The following is a 24,100-nucleotide window of genomic DNA, read 5'->3' on the forward strand; positions in this document are numbered from 1 at the left end:
CGATGAATGTATGTATTATTCCCGCCCGAGGTGGCAGCAAACGCATTCCGGGCAAGAACCTCAAACTGTTTAACGGTGCGCCCATTATCACTTATGCCATTGCGACAGCACGTCAAAGTGGGCTATTCGATCGCGTCTTGGTTTCCACCGATTGCGACGACATTGCCAGTGTGGCGCGCGATGCCGGGGCTGAAGTGCCTTTTGTACGTCCCGCCGAGATTGCCGGTGATCACGCTACGACCTTGGATGTGCTTGAGCATGCGATCCAGTGGCTTAATCAGTCGCCACAGCAAACGCCTTTGCAAGCGATATGCTGCCTGTATGCGACCACTCCCTTTGTCACCACGGATGACTTGCGCCAAGGCTTAGCGTTACTGAACGGCGACACCGTCAAATACAGTTTTGCCGCCACCCGCTACGCCTTTCCAATTCAGCGCAGTATTCATGTCGATGCCGATGGCAGTGTCAGCATGTTGTGGCCCGAGCACTTCACCACGCGCTCCCAAGACTTACAACCGGCGTACCACGATGCGGGAATGTTTTACTGGGGCACGCCAAGTGCGTTTTTAGCGCGCGAGCCGGTTTTTGCTCCCCACTCGAAAGCCGTGTTGATCCCTCATTACCGCGTGCAAGACATTGATGAACCTGACGACTGGCTACGCGCTGAGCTAATGTATCAACTGTTGGAGCAACAGGCCTTGCTATGAGCCATATTGCCATTCGAGTCGATGCCTCCCAAGCGATAGGCACCGGGCACGTCAGCCGCATGCACGTGTTGGCTAGCATGCTACAAGCATCTGGCCATCAGATAACCTTGGTATGTCGCGATTTACCCGGAAATTTAATAGCGGTCAGCCATGAACAAGGCTTAACGGTGGTGGTGTTGCCTGCTCCCAAAAACTCGCTTAGCAACACCGACTGGCTGGGTGTGAGCCAGTGGCAAGATGCCGACGAGACAACCGCATGCGTGGCTAACCAGCCGGTGGATTTAATGGTGGTGGATCATTATGCCTTAGATGCCCGCTGGGAACAATCGATTCATATCCAATTGGGCTGTCCGGTGATGGTGGTCGATGATCTCGCCAATCGGCCCCACGATTGCGCGTTTTTGCTCGATCAAAACCCTTGGCCTGAGCTTACCACGCGCTATGCGTCACAGCTTTTAAATTCACAAACCCGATGCTTATTGGGGCCAGACTATGCACTATTGCGTCCAGCATTTGCCGCCTTACATCAGTCTCCGCCGCCGCGGGAAGATAAGGTGATCGCCTTTTTCTCCGGCACGGATCCGACCGGTGAAAGCCGCAAGCTCGTGGACGCGGTGAAACACCTAGCAAAAGAGCAGAAGCGCGAGAGACTACCTTTCTCGCTATTAATTGTCACCGGACGACGTAACCCAGACCGCGACGCATTGTGTAAAGCGTCTGTCCCCGATGGGGTTAGCGTGGTGGAAGCACTGTCGGACTTTGATGCCCAGATGGCACGGGCACGCTACGCGTTTGGGGCGGCAGGTGTGACCGCCATTGAGCGCAGCTGCTTGGGGATCCCGAGCACCTTGGTGTGTGTGGCGGAAAACCAACACGCCATGGCCGAGTATCTCGCCGGACAGCCGGGCTATCAATACTTAGGACGCGGTGAGCACACCCGCTGGCAAGATTACGCGTCTGCACTGCAGCACCTTGCGGCAAACTGGCATCAGCTTCCTACCCTGCCAGCGATCACTGATGGAAAAGGCGCAGAGCGCGTGGTCGCGGCCTTGGAGCATGACTTATGCAACTGATTTTTAAAGCGGTGAGTCACGCGGACAGTGACACTTTATGGCATTGGCGCAATCGTCCCAATGTCCGCCAGTTTATGTACACCCAGCATGAAATTAGCCATGATGAGCACAAGGCATGGTTCAGCCATATGCTCGCCAGCACGCACCGTTATTTTTATATCGTTTACAAGCGCGTAGACGGCCAACCGGACAAGCCACTTGGCGTGGTCAATCTTGACCTCGATAGCGAGAATAGTACTAGTGCGACCTGGGCTTTTTATGCTGCTCCGGATGCACCGCGTGGCAGCGGCGCGCTTATGGAGTTTGGCGCATTAAGCTTAGCGTTTGAGACCTTGGGCGTGACCCAGTTGAACTGTGAAGTGCTCAGTCATAATCAGGGAGTGGTTCGGCTACATCAACGCTTTGGCTTTCGTGAAACGCCGCAAAGTCGGCAACGCACCTTTTCCCTGCCTGAGGGAGCAACAGTCGAGATTGTGTGCCTGTCTTTGTCCACTGATGAGTGGCAGCAAGGCGCCAGCGCCCTTCAAACCAAACTGAATATCGATGCGGTTTATGAACAACGACATTAAGATTGCAGGCCGTTTGATCGGTCCCCAACATCCTCCCTATATCATTGCCGAAATGTCGGCCAACCATAATGGTAGCCTTGAGCTTGCCAAACAAACCCTTTCCATGGCCAAAGCCTGCGGTGCCGATGCCGTCAAAATGCAAAGCTATACCGCCGATACCATTACCCTTGATTGCGACCACGATGAGTTTCAAATCAAAGGCGGACTCTGGGATGGTTATAGTCTCCACCAGCTATATCGCTGGGCACAAACCCCGTTTGAGTGGCACAAGCCGTTATTTGATCACGCGAGAAAAGAAGGCATCACCTTATTCTCTTCTCCTTTTGATTGCTCCGCGATTGACTTGCTCGAAGATCTTAACGCCCCCGCCTATAAAATTGCTTCGTTCGAGGCGATTGACTTGCCCTTGATTCGCTATGCCGCCCAAACCGGCAAACCAATGATCATCTCAACCGGCATGGCTGACGAGACAGAGATTGCCGAGGCGGTGGCGACCGCCCGAGATAACGGCTGTCGTGAGCTAGTGTTGCTCCATTGTATCAGCGCCTACCCTGCGCCGATTGAACAAAGCCATCTGCGAACCATTCCAACCTTAGCCAGCCGCTATCAAGCATTGGCGGGTTTATCCGATCATTCGCTGACCAATACCGCCGCGATCACTGCCGTGGCACTAGGCGCGTGCGTGATTGAAAAACATGTGATGCTCTCTGAAGACTCGGGAGGCCCGGATGCTGCTTTCTCGCTCACACCACCTGCACTCAGTGCGCTTTGTGAGCAAACCCACGCGGCGTGGCAAGCGTTAGGAGAAAGCGCCCTCACCACCCGAAAGGCCGAAGCAAGCAACCGTCAATTTAGGCGCTCTTTGTATGTCTGTGAGGATATCGCGTCCGGTGAACCACTAACGGCGGATAATGTGCGCAGTATTCGACCTGGCTTTGGGTTGGCACCGAAACACTATGATGCGGTGATCGGAAAGCGCGCAACACGCGCGTTAATCAAAGGCACCGCGTTGTCGTGGGAAGATATCGAAGACTAGCTGGAGCATATCCATAAAAAAACCCGGCGACTGAGCCGGGTTTGGTCTTCACTGATAGGCAGTGATTACATTTGCTTGACCATCTCGTCAGCAAACTCAGAGCACTTACGGAGGCTTGCCCCTTCCATTTGACGCTCGAAGTCATACGTCACTGTTTTGTTGGCGATGGTGTTCTCCATTGACTTGATCACCAAGTCAGCCGCTTCAAACCAGCCCATATGACGCAGCATCATTTCAGCTGAAAGAATGAGTGAGCCTGGGTTCACCTTGTCTTGACCGGCGTATTTTGGTGCCGTGCCATGGGTCGCTTCAAACAGCGCCACGCCGTCACCAATGTTGGCACCTGGGGCGATACCAATACCACCAACCTGTGCGGCCAAGGCATCAGATACGTAATCACCATTCAAGTTCATGGTGGCAATCACATCATATTCCGCAGGACGCAGCAGAATTTGCTGCAAGAAGGCATCCGCGATGGAATCTTTGATGATGATCTCTTTACCGGTTTTTGGATTTTTCATCGTCATCCACGGACCGCCATCAAGCAACTCGGCACCAAACTCTTCATTGGCTACTTCGTATGCCCAATCTTTAAACGCCCCTTCGGTAAACTTCATGATGTTACCTTTGTGGACGATAGTCAGTGAGTCACGGTCGTTATCAATGGTGTACTCGATAGCGGCGCGAACCAAACGCTTGGTGCCTTCTTCTGAGATTGGCTTAATGCCTACACCACACTGCTCAGGGAAACGGATTTTGTTGGCACCCATTTCTTCACGCAGGAACTTAATCACTTTATCCGCTTCGGCGGTGCCTGCTTTAAACTCAACACCCGCGTAGATGTCTTCTGAGTTTTCGCGGAAGATCACCATGTCCGTGTCTTCTGGCTTTTTCAGTGGGCTAGGAACCCCAGTGAAGTAACGTACCGGACGCGCACAGATATAAAGGTCGAGCTCTTGACGAAGCGCCACGTTCAATGAGCGAATACCACCGCCCACTGGGGTCGTCAGTGGCCCTTTGATGGCCACTTTGTATTCGCGAATAAAGTCGAGAGTTTCAGCTGGCAGCCACTGATCGTCACCATATACCTTGGTAGACTTCTCACCAGTATAGATTTCCATCCATGAAATCTTACGCTCACCGTTATAGGCTTTAGCAACAGCTGCATCAACAACTTTGATCATTGCAGGGCTAACATCCATCCCGATGCCATCCCCTTCAATGTAAGGGATCACAGGGTGGTTAGGGACTACCAGTTTTGTGCCGTCGAGTGTGATCTTCTGACCTTCCGCCGGTACAACTACTTTACTTTCCATTTTAATCTCCTAGCGTCCATTTGTTATCTTTGTGTAAGATGCGAGTTGAGGATACTCGAATTCATACAACACGCCAAACAGATTATTACGTGTATAATACGGAAGTCTCATTTGCCGTTTAATCTATTTGACAGCCCTCATGCCATATAAAGCCCGCCCCCAGCCAGCGTCAAAGGCTGTTTCAAACACCCAAGCTCCATCGGCCAAAGGTGGAAAGCCCCCCAGAGCGGCCACCGTCGCCACCAAAGTGATACTTGTTAACAAACCTTATAACATGTTGACCCAGTTTAGTGGCGAGCCCGGTGACAGTACATTGGCCGACATTGTCTCGGTGAAAGACGTGTACCCGGCCGGTCGGCTCGACAAAGACAGCGAGGGCTTACTGGTGCTCACCAATAATGGTGCCTTGCAAGCGAGACTCACCCAGCCTTCATCCAAGTCTCCCAAAACCTATTGGGTACAAGTCGAAGGCGAGCCCAGCGATGAGGCGATTCAGGCGCTCTGTGACGGTGTCGAACTGAAAGATGGTCTGACGCTGCCCGCCGATGTCGCCAAGATCGCCCCGCCCACCGTATGGGAACGCCACCCTCCGGTGCGCTATCGCGCTAACATTCCCACGACCTGGCTAAAGGTGGTGCTACAAGAGGGGCGAAATCGGCAAGTACGCCGGATGACCGCGCACATCGGCCACCCGACATTGCGCTTGATTCGCGCCCAACTCGGCCCATGGCAGCTGGATGATTTGCAACCGGGCCAGTGGCGTGAGGTTGCGCCCCCGAAAGGCTTCGAGCAGTTCACCCCTAAACCCAAAGGACCAAAAGGGAAAGCACCACGCCGACGCACTCGCTCGTCCAAGCGCGCACCGTCGAAGAAACGCAATGAGTACTAGGAGTACCTGAACACACCATCGATCGATTTGCGCACACAGACCCTCCGCGCCAAGGATGGCGCGGCAGAGCCCCCAGGGATGGGTATACGGCGTGTCTGCGTGCGGGAATCGGTCGATAAACCTAATGTGTTCACAAGTCTTTGCGCGGCACCCAATCCCAAGTATTAATAGTATTAACATATGCCGCCTCGGTCACAGGCCACGCGACCACCTCCCCACCCATCTACTCACTTTGGATAACGGTTAACGTGTGAGCCCTATCACATCTGTATCCGGCGATTTGATTCTGTTAAACTCAGCGTCCGTTTATTGATAGCAGCATTTGTGATCACCATGTCAGATAACAGCAGCAAAAAAGTGATTGTCGGAATGTCCGGCGGTGTTGATTCCTCCGTTTCTGCCTACTTGTTGAAACAACAGGGTTATCAGGTAGAAGGCCTGTTTATGAAAAACTGGGAAGAGGATGACAACGAGGAGTATTGCTCTGCTGCAGAAGACTTGGCCGATGCGCAAGATGTGTGTGACAAGCTTGGCATCGAGCTGCACACCATTAACTTTGCCGCTGAGTACTGGGACAACGTCTTCGAGCACTTTTTGACCGAATACAAAGCGGGTCGCACGCCCAACCCTGATATTCTCTGCAATAAAGAAATCAAATTTAAGGCGTTTCTCGAGTTTGCCGACGAAGTGCTGGATGCCGATTATATTGCCATGGGACATTATGTCCGTCGCACCTTCCCTGAAAGCGGCGAAAAAGCGCAAATGCTGCGCGGCTTAGACAATAACAAAGACCAAAGCTATTTCTTGTACACGCTTAGCCATGATCAAGTGGCACGCAGCCTGTTCCCTGTGGGCGATTTAGAAAAACCGCAGGTACGCCAAATCGCGGAAGAGCAAGGTTTGGTGACGGCGAAGAAAAAAGATTCAACCGGCATTTGCTTTATCGGCGAGCGTAAGTTCACTGACTTTTTGTCGCAGTACTTACCCGCACAGCCCGGCCCTATCGAAACCACTGAGGGCGACGTGATTGGTGAACACCAAGGGTTGATGTACCACACTTTGGGTCAGCGCAAAGGCTTAGGCATTGGTGGTCTTAAAGGCGGCAACGGTAGCGAAGCGCCTTGGTATGTGGTCGATAAGGACGTTGCGCGTAATGTATTGCTCGTCGGTCAAGGCCATGATCACCCTCGACTCTATTCAGAAGGACTCATCGCAGCGCAATTACACTGGGTCGATCGCGAGATTGTGACTGAGACCCGCCGTTGCACGGTAAAAACCCGATACCGTCAACACGATATATCGTGTACTATCACGCCCGTTGATGATGATACAGTGAAAGTTATCTTCGACGAGCCGCAAATTGCGGTAACGCCGGGGCAATCCGCTGTCTTTTACGATGGCGATGTGTGCCTAGGCGGTGGCATTATCGAGCAACGTATTTAAGGAGCCGTGATCAGTGGCAGAGACGATTTATGATCGCACCCTGGCGTTTGCCAGCATTTGTCAGGCAGCAAAATTGGTGCAAGACGTATCTCGCAATGGGTATTGTGACCAAGACGCATTAAATACGAGCCTGAGCAGCATTATTATCACCAATCCCTCTTCTACCCTAGACGTATTTCGTGGAGAAGTAGGGAATGTCACCGGTGGCGGTGAATCAGGCCTTCACCTTGGTTTAGAGACCCTCATTGGCCAACTCGATAATAGCCGCAACGGTAGCGAAACCATGCGCTACCTGATTAATTTGTTGGCGTTGGAGCGCAAGCTGTCCAGCCGCCGTGATGCCATGGCACAACTGGGCGATCGCATTGAAACGATCGAGCGCCAAGTGAGCCATTTTGATTTGCTCGATGAGCAAATGATCAGCAACCTTGCCAGCATTTATCTCGACGTGATCAGCCCACTTGGGCCGCGCATTCAAGTATCTGGTGATCCACAACATTTACAGCAAACTGGCGTGCAACATCGCGTGCGTGCCATCTTGCTTTCCGGTATCCGCAGTGCTGTCCTATGGCGTCAAGTAGGCGGCAAACGCCGGCATCTTATCTTTGGTCGCAAACAAATGGTTGAGCAGGCCAAACTCATTCTAGCCCGAAGCTAATCAGATTGAACTCAGGAGACAAAAAATGGAACTGTCAGCGCTGACTGCTGTTTCACCGGTCGATGGCCGATACGGTACGAAAACGATTGCGTTGCGATCGATTTTTAGTGAATTTGGATTGCTTAAATACCGCACCATCGTAGAAATCCGTTGGCTGCAAAAACTGGCAGCCACAGACAGCATTGCTGAAGTGCCCGTTTTTAGCGATGACGCCAATGCCCAACTCGACCGCATTGCTGCTGAGTTTGATGAGCAAGATGCCGCGCGTATCAAAGAGATTGAGCGTACCACCAATCATGATGTCAAAGCAGTTGAGTATTTTCTAAAAGAAAAGATTGCCGATAACGCAGAACTCCATGCCGTGAGTGAGTTCATTCACTTTGCCTGCACCTCTGAAGACATTAATAACCTGTCACATGCACTGATGCTCAAAGAAGCACGTGACACCGTGATTGTGCCAGAAATGCAGCGCCTGGCTGACGCTGTTCAAGACCTGTCTCAGCAGTTCCGCGATGTGCCCATGCTTTCACGCACCCACGGTCAGCCTGCGTCTCCATCGACCATGGGTAAAGAGATGGCAAACGTGGCGTACCGCATGGCGCGCCAAATCAAGCAGGTTAAAAGCAGTGAGATCCTGGGTAAAATCAACGGCGCAGTGGGCAACTACAACGCGCACTTGTCGGCCTATCCAGAGATCGATTGGCATGCCTACAGCGAAGCCTTTGTGACCTCATTAGGTATTGACTGGAACCCGTACACCACCCAAATTGAGCCGCATGACTATATTGCCGAGCTTTTTGATGCCGTGTCGCGTTTTAACACCATTTTGATCGATTTTGACCGTGATATCTGGGGCTACATTGCGCTGGGCCACTTTAAGCAAAAAACTATCGCGGGTGAAATTGGCTCATCGACCATGCCGCACAAGGTTAACCCGATTGATTTTGAAAACTCGGAAGGTAACCTCGGCCTAGCCAATGCCATTTTCTCTCACCTTGGGCAAAAGTTGCCGATTTCTCGCTGGCAGCGTGACCTGACTGACTCCACCGTATTACGTAACCTCGGTGTGGGTGTGGGCTACACCCTGATTGCTTATGCGTCGACTCTGAAAGGGATCAGCAAGCTGGAAGTGAACCAAGCCGCACTCGAAGCGGAATTGGATCAAAACTGGGAAGTCCTTGCCGAGCCTATTCAAACCGTGATGCGTCGTTATGGGATAGAAAAGCCCTACGAGAAGCTCAAAGAGCTGACACGTGGCAAACGGGTTGATGGCGAAGGAATGCGTATCTTTGTTGATAATCTTGATTTGCCTGAGCACGAGAAAGCACGCTTGAAGCAAATGACACCGGCTAACTACATTGGCGATGCGGTCAAGCTCACGGACAAACTGTAAGCAAAACGCATCCAATGCTCGCGGCCTCCAATATGGAGGCCGTTTTTTCTCCCCCTCGCACCGCCCCGCTCGTCACGTTATACTGCCGCAAATTTCGTAAACTAAGTCGTTATGTATCAATTTCAGTTCTCGCTCGCCGAATTTATGGCCACACATTGGCATCAAAGCCCCACCGTTATCCGCCAGGGATTAGCCGATTTTGACGATCCGATTGAGCCTGAAGAAGTCGCAGGACTCGCGATGGAAGAGGACATTGACTCGCGCCTAGTGACCCAAGCCGATGGCAAGTGGCAAGTCGCAAACGGCCCTTTCGAGCACTTCGATGATTTCCCAGAGACCCATGCGCAACTGGTGGTACAAGCCGCTAACCATTGGCACCTAGGCGTACGTGAACTGGCTGACGCATTTACCTCGCTACCGCAGTGGCTATTTGACGATGTGATGGTGTGTTATTCCCAGCCTCAGGGCGGCGTCGGGCCACACATTGACCAGTATGATGTGTTTATCGTGCAAGGCCAAGGCCGCCGCCGTTGGCGCGTTGGGCCAAAAGGTGATTACCAAGAAGCCAACTTAGACACCGGGCTCAAGCAGATCACCGGCTTTGATGCCATCATCGATGTGGTGCTAGAGCCAGGCGATATTCTTTATATCCCGCCAGGCTTTCCACACGAAGGCGATACCCTTGAGCCTTCACTCAGCTACTCAATTGGCTATCGCTCACCAAAAGCCCGCGAGCTACTGAGCAGTTATGCCGACCAAGTGATTGTCGACGAAGCCGGCGATAATCATTTCCATTGGCCTGCCATGTCAGCCCAACCAGACGCGCCTGCGGCATTGGATCCACAGCATCTCGCCCAGATGGACGAAATGATGATGGCATTAATGCACGACGAGACCCGTAAAAAGCGCTGGATTGGCGAGTTTCTCTCTCAAGCTCGGCATGAACTCGATTTGCTGAGCCCCGATCCTCAGTGGCAACCAGACAGTCTCAAAGCCGCCATGCAAGATGGACTCTGTCTGGAAAAGCTCAGTGGCTTGCGTGCGTTCTATCACGCCGATCAGCCAGAGATGGTTTTTATGCTCGGTGAGAGCTTTGACTTACCGGAAGGCTGTGAGTCACTGACCCCTAAGCTGTGCAATCAACGTTTTGTCGATTGGGAAACGCTCGGTAAAGCCGCTGACAATAGTCTGTTTTGGCCGATGCTGACGCTGTGGGTAAACCGCGGCTACTGGTATCCTCTAGAGGAAGCGCCAGAGTAACCGCGGCTCACCAAGGTTAGACTTTAAACTGGGCCGTTAGCGCACGCTGACGGCCAGCCAGCGCTTCCAGTTGACTGGCAATACTCGCCGCCGATTCGGCATGCGACAAGAGTTCATCACTGCGCTCACGAATATGGGTCACGTTTTGCGTCACGTCGCCTGACACCGCGCTTTGTTGTTCCGCCGCCGCGCTAATTTCACTGTTAAGCCCCATCATATCCTGCATCGCAGTACGAATTTGGTCCAAACTGGTGACGGTTTCTTGCACCTTTTCAGCGGTATCATCCGCTAGCTGATTCCCATCATGAATCGCCGCTACCACTGATTGTGCGCCGGACTGCAACGAATCAATCACGGTACGGATCTGGGTGATTGACTGGTTAGTACGCTGTGACAGTTCACGCACTTCGTCAGCGACTACCGCAAACCCGCGCCCTTGCTCACCCGCACGCGCCGCTTCTATCGCCGCATTTAACGCCAGCAAATTAGTTTGCTCAGACATGGTATCAATCACGGTTAAGATTTCAGTAATGTCCTGACTACTCTTTTGTAAGGCTTGCGCATCATGGGTCGCTCCATTCAGCGTCTCCACCAAACGCGCCATGGCTTGCGATGAACCAGTCACAATTTTTTCACCGCTCTCTGTGGCGGTGTTGACCGCGTTGGCTGCAGTCAGCGCTGACTCAGTATGGCTGGCAACCTGTGAGGCGGTTTGCGTCATCTCTTCTGATGCTGTCGCCACTGCATCCAAGCTTGATACTTGTTCACGGCTACCATCTCGGGTTTGCGCGGCCACACGGGCAGCTTCTTTGGCCGTATGTTCCGCTTCTTCAACGCTATTAATCACATTCGCCATAATAGGCTGCAGCTTGTCGAGGAAGCGATTAAAGCGCCCCGCCAGTACCCCGATTTCATCACGATTTTTAAGCTGGATACGTTGCGTGAGATCGCCATCGCCGTCGGCAATCTCTGCCAAACGTTCTGCCAGTAGCTTCAGGGGTTTAACGATTTGGCGCGCCGCGAATCCGGCGATCACCAAGGCAAGCAGGGTTGCCACAACCCCTAAGCTACGTTCTGTCCACGCGGCTTGACTGCGTTGCGCGGTAATTTGTTGGCTTAATTGGTTTGCCTCAGAGAGTAAGACCTCTTCCGGCAAGGTGATAAGGGCTCCCCACGTGGTGCCTGGCAAAGCAATTGGCACATAGGTCATCAACTGGCTTTTTTGCCACACGGTCTGTGGTTGACCTTCGGTCAGCCACCCACCCATGTTATCGGGCGCCGACGGCAAATCATCGACCTTCCCTCCCGTTGCTTGCGAGTTATCCGACGCGACTACTCGCCCACCTTGGCTTAGTACACTGACATTGCCAGCGCCATCAAAAAGGGCTTTATCCGCCTTTGAGATCACTGACTGTAAGCCGCCAAGCGCAATATCAATGCCTAGTACCCCCAGCACTTGCCCATCACGCATCAGCGGTGAGGAAATGGTGACACTCATACTGCTGCCCGCTTGTTTGGGCGCAGATACACAAGCGGCGCCTTGGCTCAATGGACACTGGTACCAATGATTCGCTGCTTGCCCGTTGTCATTTTTATCGCCGTTGTTAATTTGTTTCTCACTGAGCACGGTACCTTGCAGCTCGCCGTCCCGCTTTTGCCAGCGGCTGGCAAAACGCCCTGCGGCATTGGCGCCCCGTTCTGTATCGAGCTGATAAAAATCATCTTCTTGATCGAGCGCGTTGGGCTTAAACACCACGAACGCAGCTTGCACCGTATCGAAGTTCTCCACTGAGCGCCGCACCAGCTCATTGATTGAGCCGCGAAGCTCACCACTGTCGGTAAAGTTTTGCTCAGCGTTATATTGTAGGTACACCACACTTTGCGCCAGCATTTGGGCACGATACACCGCTTCATCCAACGAGCGTTGAACATGCGTCGCTTGCACTTGGGCTTGGCTGGTCGCGAGGCGCTGGGCGGCACTGCGCAGCGTTTGGGTACTCGCTTGCCCGACCGTTTGCTGAAACTGGTTATTAACGTATGTTGAGAAGGTTAATAATGTCACCGCGGTTACGGCAACACACACACTGGCCACCAGGGTGACCTTCCATTGAATTGAGAGGGATCGCATGACAGCTCCTTTGTCACTCTATCGACAGCCACCACTGCTATCGATTCTCATCCTTGAAACACGCATTTAACAGTAACAAAAAAGCGCAGGAAATAAACCTGCGCTTTTCATATTATTGCGTTTTTTACGATGGCAAAAAACGTCGCTTATCTGTCTTTTGGATCCAAGGCGTCACGAAGCCCATCGCCAACATAGTTAAAACAGAACAATGTCATCACCATAAAGGCGGCAGGGAACAGCAGCTGCCAAATCGCAATTTCCATGGTTTGCGAGCCCTCTTGTAGTAAGGCCCCCCAACTGGTCATTGGCTCTTGTACACCTAACCCCAAGAAACTCAAGAAAGACTCAAACAAGATCATGTTCGGCACCAGTAAGGTCGAGTAAACCGCAACAATCCCAAGCACGTTTGGCACGATATGGCGGGTAATGATATGACGGGTACTGACCCCAGACACATGAGCGGCTTCGACAAACTCTTTGCTGCGTAAGCTCAGGGTTTGACCGCGCACAATACGTGCCATATCTAGCCAGGCAATACAGCCAATGGCCACGAAGATCAGTACGATATTACGGCCAAAGAAGGTGACCAGCACAATCACAAAGAACATAAACGGAATAGATTGGAGGATTTCCACCAGACGCATCATCACCGCATCGGTGCGACCACCAATAAAGCCTGATGTGGCACCATATAAGGTACCAATCAAGACGGCGACAAAGGCGCCCATGACGCCTACCATGATCGATATACGCCCACCCATCATGGTGCGAGTAAAGAGATCTCGGCCTAACGCATCGGTACCAAACCAATGGCCCTCTAAGCCCAATGAAGGCGCGGCATGAATCGCATACCAATCGGTCGCGTCATAGGCATAAGCACTGATGTAGGGCCCAAGGATCACGCTCAAACCAATCAATACAAGAATCACCAAGCTCGCCATCGCAGCACGGTTACGCTTAAAACGAATCGCTGCATCCTGCCAAAGGCTACGCCCCTTGACATCGACTTCTTCAGCAAAGTTTTCGAGGGCGTCAATGTTTTCTTTTTTCGTCAGCATCATGTCACCCCTAGTAACGAATCTTAGGATCGATATACGCAAGCAGGATATCGACGATCGCGTTGAAAAGAATGGTCAGTGTACCGATCAAAATGGTACAACCAAGCACTAATGAATAATCACGATTAAACGCGGCGTTCACAAACAGCTTACCGATACCCGGCAAGCCGAAAATGGTTTCGATCACCACCGACCCAGTAATAATGCCCACAAACGCGGGCCCCATGTAGGAGACAACCGGTAGCATCGCAGGCTTGAGCGCATGTTTAACAATAATTTTAGGGTAACTGAGCCCTTTGGCACGCGCGGTACGGATAAAATTACTGTTTAGGGTTTCAATCATGCTGCCTCGAGTCACACGAGCAAATGTGGCCACGTACAGCAAGGACATGCCAATCATCGGCAACACCATAAATTGCCAGCCCCCGCCTTGCCAGCCACCCGCAGGGAGCCAACCAAGATTAATGGCGAAGATGTAAATCAGCACGGGCGCGAGCACAAAGGATGGCATCACCACGCCCAACATGGCCGTGGACATAATGGTGTAATCAATCCAGGTGTTCTGCTTAAGCGCGGCAATGGTGCCAATGCTCACGCCGAATAAGAGGGTAAAAATAAATGCGACAGCACCAATTTGCGCTGACACGGGGAGCGAGCCCGCGATCAACTCGTTCACCGAGTAGTCCACATACTTGAATGAGGGACCAAAATCGCCTTTTAGGATATTCCCCAAATAGGTGGTGTACTGCTCAAACACCGGCTTATCGAGGCCGTATTTGGCATTGATATTCTCCATTACGGCAGGGGGCAATGGGCGTTCGCTTGAAAAAGGGTTGCCTGGTGCAAACCGCATCAAGAAAAAAGAGATAGTAATTAAGACCAACAAGGTTGGAATAGCTTCCAAAAGGCGCTTGGCGATAAATTTCAACATAACTGTACCGTTTCGTTTTGAGCCTCACAGCGTCCGCTACCTAGGCGATACCTACATAGCGACAACCAGCCAAGGGAGCTGCATGTTGCAGCTCCCTTATCAGCTGTGAATCAGGCGTTACTCCGCCTTGATGTAAAGATCTTTTGAGTAGATCTTTTCTTCAGCGTTATTGGCAGGGAAGCCACCGACTTGTGGACTAAGCAGACGCGCTTTTACATATTGGTAAATAGGCGCAATCGGCATGTCTTTTGCCATTTGGGCTTCTGCATCCAAGTACAGTTGTGTGCGTTTCGCGTCGTCTGTAGTGGTCATGGCGTTTTCCATGATCGCATCGTAGGCTTGGCTATCATAGTGCACACCACCTGACGAGTTAGAGCTGCGCATCAAGCTAAGGAAAGTAGAGGCTTCGTTGTAATCGCCACACCAACCGGCACGCGCCACATCAAAGTTCCCCTCATCTTTGGTGTTAAGGTAGGTTTTCCACTCTTGGTTATTGAGTGCAACATCCACACCCAGCTTGTCTTTCCACATTTGACCAATGGCGACGGCCAACTTTTTGTGGTTTTCACTGGTGTTATACAGCAGTGAGAAATCAAGCGGATTATTTTCACCGAATCCAGCTTCTTTGAGCAGACGCTTCGCTTCCGCGTCACGCTCTTCTTGGCTCATCTTCGCGTACGCAGGCAGCTCAGGATCAAATCCAGCAGTGATTTCAGGCGTCAAGAAGTACGCCGGCTTTTGACCCTGACCCAGCAAGGCATCAGTGATCACGTTACGGTCAATCGCGTAAGACAGCGCCTTACGTACACGCACGTCATTAAAAGGTTCACGCTTGGTATTGAAGATGTAGTAATAGCTACACAGGTTACCGACGATTGAAAGATCCTCAGGATGTTCCTTTTTAAGACGACGGAAATGCTCGTTAGGGATCTCATACGTCATGTCGATTTCGCCAGCCAAGTAGCGGTTCATTTCCGATACTTGGTTTTCAATCGGCAAATAGGTCACTTTATCGAGCGTGGTGTTTTCATTATCCCAATATTGGTCGTTGCGTGTTAATGCAAGACGCTCGTTAATCACCCATTCGTCGACCACATACGCACCATTACCGACGAAGTTTTCAGGCTTGGTCCACTGATCGCCATATTCTTCTACCGTTTCTTTATGCACCGGCTTCATGGTGGTGTGGCCCATCATTTTAACCAGGTAAGGCACGGCGGTATCTAACGTCACCTGAAGGGTATGATCATCTAGCGCTTCAACGCCCAATGTGTCTTTGTCTTTGTCACCCTTGATGATGGCTTTGGCATTTTCCATGTGGGTGTAGCCAAGATACCAAGAATACGGTGATGCGGTCATTGGATCAGCCACACGCTTAAAGCTGTATTCAAAATCTTGCGCGGTCACAGGATCACCGTTAGACCATTTGGCGTCTTCCCGCAGATAAAAGGTAAACACCTTGTTATCTTTGTTTTCCCAGCGTAAAGCGACGCCTGGAATGACATTGCCATCTGCATCTTGGTTAACCAGGCCTTCTAACAGGTCACGAATAACGTGCGATTCTGGCACACCTTGGGTTTTATGCGGATCTAACGACGCCACTTCGGCACCGTTGCCACGCACGAGTTCTTGCTCTGCCGCCAGTTGCGGTTCGCCTGTCGCGGACTCGGCTTGTTGTTTGGTTTCAGGGTTAGATTGAGAGGTCTGTTTTTGCTCTGGTTCGCTGCATCCTGCTAGAGCCAGAGAAAGGCCAGCGCCCATAAAGAGGGTTCGGGTGATCGTGTTTAGCTTCATCGTGTAACTCCATAACAATCGCTATTGCATCCATGACAATCGACGCCGCTTGGCGGGAGAATCCGTTTTGCACAATCTAAAAAGCTGTGCTACGCCTCACTGCGCGATTAGAGGCAAAACATTACCAAGCAACGCTGTGTTTTGCCATAAATCTGAAGTATTTTGCCATAGAATGAGATTAAAAACTCATCTTTCACTACTCAAAAGTCACATAAAGGAATTTTAAGCTGGTAAGACGAGGCCGCGTTAGCGCTTTATTCACCACAAGAAACAAAATACGGAACAAATTGCTATTTATACTGAATCTGGGGGCATTGGCACTAATGCTGAACTAGCTTGCAGTCAAAAGAACACACAAGCCTCTCTCTATCTTCGCAATCTCAGTGACTTTGACTGCCAATATGCGTCAAATGTTACTTAATTGTAAAGCCGTTACTAAACGTTATTTGTCGGAAAAACTCAACAGAAACACATGCACGTGATGTCAGACAGCTATCACGGTCACAAAATCTGGCTTGGATGAGCGTTAATGGAACCTGTCATCGCGAATAGGCACGAGGGTCGAGCGAGGATATAAAATAGAGGGAGAAGGTAGAAACGGCTGCTACGGTAGACTCGAGCGGTGATAATGTCGCAACAAAGCCAGCTTCGAGGCTGGCTTTGTCCTGTAAACCACTATTTTTTGGCATCGTCGGGACTAAAAACGGGGCCACTATCGGATGAGCGATCATTGGCCTCATCGTGCAGAGCACGGTTGTCCTCGCGTGCTTTTTCCATTTCTGGCATGACCTCGTTGAGCATTTCTTTCATTTTCTTGTTGCTATAGCGCTTGTGTTTCATTGTGTCCTCCTGAACTCATCAGTATTTGGCACAGTCACTCGCACAACACCGACCGAGTGTGATCGGCTGTTGCGCCAGTACAAACCGCTTGTGCAATTTTTACGCTACACCTTCATCGTCAATAAAGCAAAATATGGCCGAAAAGGCATACCAGACAGTATCGTCCCTATAGCACCTTGACGTCGCAACCCAGGACCAGAGCGGATGTCGGCCCGCTCTTGCCTTAGTTTAATAACATTTGCTGATAATAAGCGGCTGTTTAGACGAAATACCAATATTGATGCTTTTTTAAGCAAACAATGTTGTTATTCGACGCCATATCCCCCATCATTATGTTGTTGATGAGTTGTTCCCGATCATCAACCTGATTTTTCTTCCGACAAGAGAGTAAAAAGCAAGACTATGAGACCACAAAGCTCAACCTCGCGCCCTTTATGCGCTCGCGTTCGCCATGGTTACAACCCAAATAAAGGAAAAAAACCACAGGTTAACCGCTAACGCGGTGTTGATGTTAAAACACCCCTTTAATAGCCTCCAAGTCGAGGCTATTTTTTTGTCTTTATACCGCGATGCTGACGACGAGTCAGAGCAGCCCCCTACTCACAAGCCGCCACAACGCGGGCAAGTTAGCGTTTGCGTAATGCGGTATCGCGAGCGGATTTGCATTGCAAATTGCGACTTTTCTCTCTCAAGCGCTACGCAACCGCGGCGTCACCATGCCGAACCGCTGGTATAAGGGCGTTTCAAAAAGTAGGCACCCCTTTTGCAATATCTAAATTACTAGACCAACGCCATTGCTTGTCAGGGGGTGTCACATGGGACAATCCACACCAATTTTGTTTAATGATCGTCACATCTTGCCAGGGGGGCGGATGCCTCTTCGCATTCCAACAGGCGACTCTTTAGACACACTCGTATTCGCGTTAAAGCATGGACTGCCTATCGGGGTGTGTATGGCGGAAACACAAGCTCAGCGCTCTCACGTGGATATTGGTACCTTTATTGAAATTGAGGACTATACCCGAAGCCAAGAAGATGGCTGCTTAGTGATCACGGCACGGGGAACCGCACGCTTTGCGATTCATGCGTTTAACCAGCAGCACAACCACATCTTGTTTGCCTCGGTAAACGCGTTACCTCGGTGGCCTGATTGCCACGTCGACAAACAAAGCGAGCCTCTCGTGGAGCGCTTACAGTCGATGTTTGAGCGCTATCCTGAACTACAACAAATGCACCGAGAGACCGAGTTCTCCAATTTGGCGTGGTTATGCCAGCGCTGGTTAGAGCTGCTGCCGCTCCCCACCGGGGAAAAACAACAGTTAATGGCGAACAGCTCCTGTGTCGCCACACGGGATTATCTGTTGAGCATGATGCAAGATCCCCATTAAACCGTTTTTATTGCTGCCTTGCTATTTGCCCTAATTATTCATTTGCTTGATTGGGCGAGGTAACGCGACACGTTACCTCTTTTTTTTTGCTTTCACCCTTCATCCTACTTTCCTGACTTGTTCACACTTTACTGCTGCGGTCAATACCTTGTCGCTCGAGCTTCAGGTAAACTATGCGCATTGATTTTTTCTCAGGAAACCAAGCAATGACCCAACAAGTTTCAGATCAGCATTCACAACGTATCGTCGCGATTGGGGGCGGACATGGTCTGGGACGCGTCTTATCGGCATTGGGGGACTATGGCGAGCAGGTAACAGGCATTGTCACCACAACCGATAACGGCGGGTCAACGGGTCGTATTCGCGCATGCCAAGGGGGGATAGCCTGGGGCGACATTCGTAACTGCCTCAACCAACTAATTACCGAGCCCTCGGTCGGCTCCATGCTGTTTGAATATCGCTTCAAAGGGAAAGGTGAGCTGAACGGGCATAATTTAGGTAACCTGATCCTGACGGCGCTGGATAACCTCTCAGTCCGTCCGCTTGAAGCCATCCAACTTATTCGCGATCTGCTAGATATCCGCCCCAATTTACTGCCGATGTCTGAGCACCCTTCTGAGCTTGCCGCGTTAACGCCAGAGGGCGAAACAGTGTCGGGGGAAACACACATTGATGAGCTAAGCGCGCCACCGACGCGTCTCTTTTTGTCCCCAACCGTCCCCGCGACCCGCGAAGCGATTGAGGCTATCGAGCAGGCTGACTTGATTTTACTCGGCCCTGGCAGCTTTTTGACCAGTGTGATGCCGCCACTATTGGTCCCGGAACTCGGCCGTGCGTTAAAACATGCGCAGGCCAAGCTGGCGTTTATTAGGAACCTTGGCAAGGAAATCGGGCCAGCGGGCGAGATGCCTTTAGCAACGATGCTTTCCTGGTGCGAGCGCGCGATGGGCGGGAAAGAAATCGATGTTGTGATCGGAGAACAACACGCGCCGCAGCTCGCCACGCGTTACCAACAAAAAGAGGCCAGCTTGTCCTCTTCAAATCATCATTGGCGTCATGACAGGGATAAACTACGTCAAGCTATTGATGAAACTCTGCTCGACGGCCATTTCTCGGTAGGTAGAAGCCGTTCCTCGTAGCATTTCGGTTAGCTCATCTAAATGATGTGTCATCCACTCTTGTTGGCCTTGCTTGACCCGTGATTCACACTCACGCGCCATCTCGGCCAGATCATCCGCACCAAAACTGGCTGCACTGCTTTTTATCGCATGGCTGATCTCACGCACTTGCTCGATCGACGGAGAACCAGACAATTGAGAATGGTATTGCGATAGCTCATCGCTAAAAACAGTGAGCAAAGCCGTCACCGTATCCTCGCCTACTTCTGATTTCAGTCGACGTAATGTGTCAGTATTTACTGTGGTGGCCATACATCCATTCCTATCATTCATGCGCCGCAGATTTTTGCCAAGCTTGTAGCTTTCGATACAAGGTTGAAGGGCTAACTTCAAGTAACCCCGCTGCTTGCGGGATATTGCCATTACACACATCGATCGCGACTTCAATCGCCCGTTTTTCCGTTTTCCATAGTGGTTCTATATCGGCTTTCATCACCACTGGTGATGCTGGTTTGACGGGCTCGTGCGTCGCTAGTGCGCTGTTCGCCGTTTCCGATCGCGTGTTATCCCCTGTAGATGCAATTTCAACACCAGAAACGCGAGCGACTGGCGATGGTAGCATTTCTTTGCTGACTTCTTCGCCGTTATGCAACACCACAATGTTACGAATCACGTTTTGCAGCTGCCGAACATTGCCTGGCCAATCGTAGCGAAGGAGCTGCGTGGTCACTTCGTCACTAAAACGACAAAAATCTTTGCCTTCTTCCGCGGAAAACAAAGCAAGCAACGCATTGGCAATGGCGATGACGTCGTCTCCACGCTCTCTTAAAGGTGGCAACTCGAGTGGAATGACGTGCAAGCGGTAGTAGAGATCTTCCCGGAATTTCCCCTGCTGTACTTGGAGCCAGGGATCGCGGTTGGTGGCACAGACAAATCGAACATCCACTGACTTCACTTGCGAAGAGCCAACCTTTTGAAAACTCCCCGTTTGAATGAAACGTAGCAGTTTGGATTGCAAATCCATATCCATTTCGCAAATTTCATCCAAAAACAAGGTGCCACCATTGGCCATTTCTGCAGCCCCTTCACGCTCGGACGCAGCGCCCGTAAAGGCTCCTTTCACATGGCCAAATAACTCACTTTCAATCAAATCTTTCGGAATCGCCGCGCAATTTAGTGCAATAATCGGCTTGTTACTTCGTGTACTGGCAGCATGAATCGCTTCTGCGCACACCTCTTTACCGGTCCCGCTTTCACCGGTAATAAACACCGTGGCTTTACTGGGTGCGGCCGATTCGATCACACGGTAGACAGCCTGCATCGGCAAGCTACGGCCAATGAACCCGTGGTATTCACTTTCCTGTTTAGTCGCTTTCCCCGGATGACTCGGCTTGGGTTTGAGCGACTTATTGACCGTGACACGCAACTGATCGGCTTCACAAGGCTTGATCAAAAAGTCATTGGCACCATGACGCATCGCATCGACAGCGGCATCAATCGAACCGTGAGCGGTCATGATAATCACGGGTAAATCGGGCGCGACCGCGCGCACTTTGGCAAGCACATCGATACCCGACATATCTGGCAGGCGTAAATCTAAAATCATCAGTGCTAACTGGTCGCCTTCTTGCTCGAAAAAAGCCATTGCATCCTGCCCCGTCCCTACAATGGTGACATCCACATCTAAGGGGTTAAGGTAGGATTTATATAACGCCGCCACCGACGCTGTGTCTTCCACCATCAATATTCGTTTACTGGGTGATAGTGCTGGCATGTATCCTCCAAGAATCGCATCGCGGCGTGTAGCGTTAACTCACTCAGTTGCACGAGCGTATGCGAAATGCGTTGCATTATGCAATTTTGCAACCATTGTAGCGGGACGAGTCCGTTAAAACCACACGTTTTGTCGATGTAATGGCTATCTTTTATTTTTGGCACGCCAAATGCATCTATTCCAGTGACCCTCAGGGGTCACCTAGCCAACTGACGTTGTTTGTGAGTTTTCACTCACTGAAACACTGTAGCCAACCTGTCGTTTAGGTTGGCTTTTTTTTTACTTTCAAGCGGTGATTGTTCACCCCATTAACTATTAACAATAAACTGCTCACGCAGTGCTTGTAACTGATCTCGCAATTGTGCCGCGGTTTCAAACTCAAGGTTCTGCGCGGCCTCAAACATCTGACTTTCCAATTTTTTGATTTCAGCATCAATTTGTTGTGGTGACTTCAACGCATAATCCGCATCAGGCTCGGCAACGGCACGCAGCGATTTGGCTGCTGGTTTCGCAGGTTTACTCCGTTTACCCGTGCCTATCTCCATCACGTCCATCACTTTCTTGTTCAGTTTCTGTGGCGTGATGCCATGCGCCTCATTATGGGCAATTTGCTTAGCCCGGCGTCGCTCCGTTTCATCAATCGCGCGTTTCATCGATTTGGTCATCGAATCGCCATACAAAATCGCTTTGCCGTGAAGGTTACGTGCTGCGCGGCCAATGGTTTGAATCAATGAACGTTCAGAGCGTAAAAAGCCTTCTTTATCCGCGTCCAAAATCGCCACCAATGACACTTCGGGCATATCTAACCCTTCTCGCAGCAAGTTGATCCCAACTAACACATCAAACTCACCGAGGCGCAAGTCTCGAATGATTTCCATACGCTCCACCGTATCAATATCGGAGTGCAGATACCGCACGCGGACGTCATGTTCTTGCATATATTCGGTTAAGTCTTCAGCCATGCGCTTAGTCAGGGTCGTAACGAGTACGCGCTCGTCTCGCTCACGACGCGCGCGTACTTCGGAGAGCAAATCATCAACTTGGGTGGCCACCGGACGTACTTCTATTTCAGGGTCGATAAGCCCCGTTGGACGCACGACTTGATCAATGATATCTGAGCCCGATTTCTCAGCTTCATAGTTACCCGGCGTGGCCGAGACATACACAGTTTGTGGTGCCAGTGCCTCGAACTCATCAAATTTTAGCGGTCGGTTATCCAACGCTGAAGGCAGCCGAAACCCATAGTCCACCAAGGTCTCTTTACGCGAGCGATCGCCCTTGTACATGGCACCAATTTGCGACACCGTGACGTGCGACTCGTCGATGATCAACAGTCCATCGGCGGGTAAATAATCAAACAAAGTCGGTGGTGGTTCACCTTCTGCGCGGCCACTCAAATAACGCGAATAGTTTTCGATGCCCGAGCAATAGCCCAACTCGTTCATCATCTCTATATCAAACTGCGTTCGCTGAGTGATCCTTTGCTCTTCCAGCAGTTTATTGTGCTCAAGCAGTGTTTTTTTACGGTCCGCTAACTCCACTTTTATCTGCTCGACCGCTTCGAGGATCCGCTCGCGCGGTGTCACATAGTGCGTTTTAGGGTAGATGGTGCAACGAGGCATATCTTTGACACTCACCTGCCCGGTTAAGGGATCAAACACACTAATGGTTTCCACCTCGTCGTCAAACAGCTCTACCCGTATGGCATCTTTGTCTGACTCGGCCGGAAAGATATCGATGACTTCTCCGCGAACGCGAAACGTTCCACGCTCAAAAGCCAAATCATTGCGGGTATACTGCAATTCAGCGAGGCGTTGTAAGATGGTGCGCTGGTCTAAAAAGTCACCACGACGGATGTGAAGCATCATTTTTAAATATGAATCGGGGTCGCCCAACCCATAAATGGCAGAGACCGACGCCACAATCACCACATCACGGCGTTCCATCAACGCTTTTGTCGCCGACAAGCGCATCTGTTCAACATGATCATTAATCGATGCATCTTTCTCTATAAAGGTGTCCGTCGAAGGGACATACGCCTCTGGTTGATAATAATCGTAGTAAGAGACGAAATACTCCACCGCATTATCAGGGAAAAACTCGCGCATCTCTCCGTAGAGCTGCGCCGCCAAGGTTTTATTGGGGGCCAATATCATCGTCGGACGATTAAGCTCAGCAATGACATTGGCCATGGTGAAGGTTTTCCCCGACCCTGTTACCCCCAGCAGCGTTTGATGGGCAAGACCGGCCTCTAATCCTTCACACAGGCGATGAATGGCCTCAGGCTGATCCCCTGATGGTTTAAAAGCAGAGTGCAGTGTAAATGTTTTACTCATGAAACTGTCCTGTTAGGGGCTGACCACTGTGTCTAGATTGGGGCGCTAGCGCGAAAAGCCTATTGTCCTGACTCGCCCTACGGAGTCAACGACTGCGGTTCATTACTCGCAAGATAATCATTGCGATCTTTTTCTTATTGAATGCTTGATCTCACTATGGCTCCTAGGTAACCTGTCTGTCCTCTTTTGGCATGCATGCACTGCATCCAGCCTCTACACGAAGACAAAGCGCTAAGCAAAGAAAACGCTAACTAAAGATAGTGCGATAAAAATAAATCCTCTAAATCACGTGTTTTCGTGCGTATCTCTGCCCAATACTCTCCAATACGACCGTTTTATCCCCGATACTCAGGGAGTGAACACATAGCGACCTGTGTATAATCCCCAAC

19 protein-coding genes and 1 pseudogene are annotated in these 24,100 nt (G+C 51.0%); 11 read left to right on the forward strand and 9 right to left on the reverse strand.

Annotated features, from left to right (window positions below):
• Positions 1-2 precede the first annotated feature (2 nt).
• The 4 genes from pseF to pseI are packed head-to-tail and all read left to right on the forward strand — an operon-like array spanning position 3 to position 3,385.
• On the forward strand, positions 3-707 hold the full coding sequence (pseF, locus tag FCN78_RS08995; protein WP_077649303.1) for a pseudaminic acid cytidylyltransferase: 705 nt from the start codon (positions 3-5) through the stop codon (positions 705-707).
• Positions 704-1,780, forward strand: a complete 1,077-nt coding sequence (gene pseG, locus FCN78_RS09000; protein ID WP_077659395.1) for a UDP-2,4-diacetamido-2,4,6-trideoxy-beta-L-altropyranose hydrolase — start codon at positions 704-706, stop codon at positions 1,778-1,780. Before pseF ends, pseG begins: the two co-directional genes overlap by 4 nt.
• Complete coding sequence (gene pseH / locus FCN78_RS09005; protein WP_077659394.1) at positions 1,771-2,349, forward strand: UDP-4-amino-4,6-dideoxy-N-acetyl-beta-L-altrosamine N-acetyltransferase; 579 nt, start codon at positions 1,771-1,773, stop codon at positions 2,347-2,349. Before pseG ends, pseH begins: the two co-directional genes overlap by 10 nt.
• Positions 2,333-3,385 (forward strand): pseudaminic acid synthase, encoded by a 1,053-nt coding sequence (gene pseI, locus FCN78_RS09010; RefSeq protein WP_077659393.1) that lies wholly within the window; start codon positions 2,333-2,335, stop codon positions 3,383-3,385. The genes pseH and pseI overlap by 17 nt, the downstream gene beginning before the upstream one ends.
• 65 nt (positions 3,386-3,450) lie before the next feature.
• On the opposite strand, the gene icd is transcribed toward pseI, so the two are convergent.
• On the reverse strand, positions 3,451-4,701 hold the full coding sequence (gene icd, locus FCN78_RS09015; protein WP_077659392.1) for an NADP-dependent isocitrate dehydrogenase: 1,251 nt from the start codon (positions 4,699-4,701) through the stop codon (positions 3,451-3,453).
• A 139-nt stretch (positions 4,702-4,840) separates the two neighbouring features.
• Between icd and FCN78_RS09020 the strand changes: the two are divergent.
• The 5 genes and pseudogenes from FCN78_RS09020 to FCN78_RS09040 all read left to right on the forward strand — a co-directional run.
• Positions 4,841-5,479 (forward strand): annotated as a pseudogene (locus FCN78_RS09020) (pseudouridine synthase); the annotation flags it as partial.
• Between the two features lie 444 nt (positions 5,480-5,923).
• Positions 5,924-7,033, forward strand: a complete 1,110-nt coding sequence (gene mnmA / locus FCN78_RS09025; protein WP_077659475.1) for a tRNA 2-thiouridine(34) synthase MnmA — start codon at positions 5,924-5,926, stop codon at positions 7,031-7,033.
• 13 nt (positions 7,034-7,046) lie between these two features.
• Positions 7,047-7,691, forward strand: a complete 645-nt coding sequence (gene hflD / locus FCN78_RS09030) for a high frequency lysogenization protein HflD (RefSeq protein ID WP_069361197.1) — start codon at positions 7,047-7,049, stop codon at positions 7,689-7,691.
• Between the two features lie 25 nt (positions 7,692-7,716).
• Entirely contained in the window at positions 7,717-9,084 is a 1,368-nt protein-coding gene (gene purB / locus FCN78_RS09035) for an adenylosuccinate lyase (RefSeq protein ID WP_077659391.1), read from the forward strand.
• A gap of 111 nt (positions 9,085-9,195) precedes the next feature.
• The gene (locus FCN78_RS09040) at positions 9,196-10,344 is read left to right on the forward strand and encodes a ribosomal protein uL16 3-hydroxylase (protein ID WP_077659390.1); all 1,149 of its coding nucleotides are present in this window, start codon (positions 9,196-9,198) and stop codon (positions 10,342-10,344) included.
• A 16-nt stretch (positions 10,345-10,360) separates the two neighbouring features.
• Here the strand turns inward: FCN78_RS09040 and FCN78_RS09045 are convergent, their stop codons facing one another.
• The 5 genes from FCN78_RS09045 to FCN78_RS15870 form a co-directional block, all read right to left on the reverse strand.
• Entirely contained in the window at positions 10,361-12,472 is a 2,112-nt protein-coding gene (locus FCN78_RS09045) for a methyl-accepting chemotaxis protein (RefSeq protein WP_077659389.1), read from the reverse strand.
• A 146-nt stretch (positions 12,473-12,618) separates the two neighbouring features.
• On the reverse strand, positions 12,619-13,530 hold the full coding sequence (gene oppC, locus FCN78_RS09050) for an oligopeptide ABC transporter permease OppC (protein WP_100297933.1): 912 nt from the start codon (positions 13,528-13,530) through the stop codon (positions 12,619-12,621).
• Positions 13,531-13,540: 10 nt separating this feature from the next.
• Positions 13,541-14,461, reverse strand: a complete 921-nt coding sequence (oppB, locus tag FCN78_RS09055; RefSeq protein WP_069361193.1) for an oligopeptide ABC transporter permease OppB — start codon at positions 14,459-14,461, stop codon at positions 13,541-13,543.
• A gap of 117 nt (positions 14,462-14,578) precedes the next feature.
• Complete coding sequence (locus tag FCN78_RS09060) at positions 14,579-16,255, reverse strand: ABC transporter substrate-binding protein (RefSeq protein WP_077659388.1); 1,677 nt, start codon at positions 16,253-16,255, stop codon at positions 14,579-14,581.
• Positions 16,256-16,930: 675 nt separating this feature from the next.
• On the reverse strand, positions 16,931-17,095 hold the full coding sequence (locus tag FCN78_RS15870; protein WP_155522562.1) for a hypothetical protein: 165 nt from the start codon (positions 17,093-17,095) through the stop codon (positions 16,931-16,933).
• 815 nt (positions 17,096-17,910) lie between these two features.
• Here FCN78_RS15870 and FCN78_RS09065 point away from each other — a divergent pair.
• A complete protein-coding gene (locus FCN78_RS09065; protein ID WP_077521160.1) occupies positions 17,911-18,483 on the forward strand; it encodes an LON peptidase substrate-binding domain-containing protein in 573 nt (190 codons plus the stop codon).
• 206 nt (positions 18,484-18,689) lie between these two features.
• Positions 18,690-19,622: a uridine diphosphate-N-acetylglucosamine-binding protein YvcK gene (yvcK, locus tag FCN78_RS09070; RefSeq protein WP_077659387.1), complete on the forward strand. Its 933-nt coding sequence runs from the start codon at positions 18,690-18,692 to the stop codon at positions 19,620-19,622.
• Here yvcK and FCN78_RS09075 read toward each other — a convergent pair.
• The 3 genes from FCN78_RS09075 to uvrB all read right to left on the reverse strand — a co-directional run bounded on the left by FCN78_RS09075 (position 19,554) and on the right by uvrB (position 23,711).
• Positions 19,554-19,913 (reverse strand): Hpt domain-containing protein, encoded by a 360-nt coding sequence (locus FCN78_RS09075; RefSeq protein WP_069361189.1) that lies wholly within the window; start codon positions 19,911-19,913, stop codon positions 19,554-19,556. The genes yvcK and FCN78_RS09075 overlap by 69 nt on opposite strands.
• 13 nt (positions 19,914-19,926) lie before the next feature.
• Entirely contained in the window at positions 19,927-21,375 is a 1,449-nt protein-coding gene (luxO, locus tag FCN78_RS09080; protein WP_235607579.1) for a quorum-sensing sigma-54 dependent transcriptional regulator LuxO, read from the reverse strand.
• A gap of 308 nt (positions 21,376-21,683) precedes the next feature.
• Positions 21,684-23,711, reverse strand: coding sequence for an excinuclease ABC subunit UvrB (gene uvrB / locus FCN78_RS09085; protein WP_069361187.1), 2,028 nt, complete (start codon positions 23,709-23,711; stop codon positions 21,684-21,686).
• Between the last annotated feature and the right edge of the window lie 389 nt (positions 23,712-24,100).

The sequence above is a fragment of the Salinivibrio kushneri genome, from assembly GCF_005280275.1.
GTDB lineage: Bacteria > Pseudomonadota > Gammaproteobacteria > Enterobacterales > Vibrionaceae > Salinivibrio > Salinivibrio kushneri.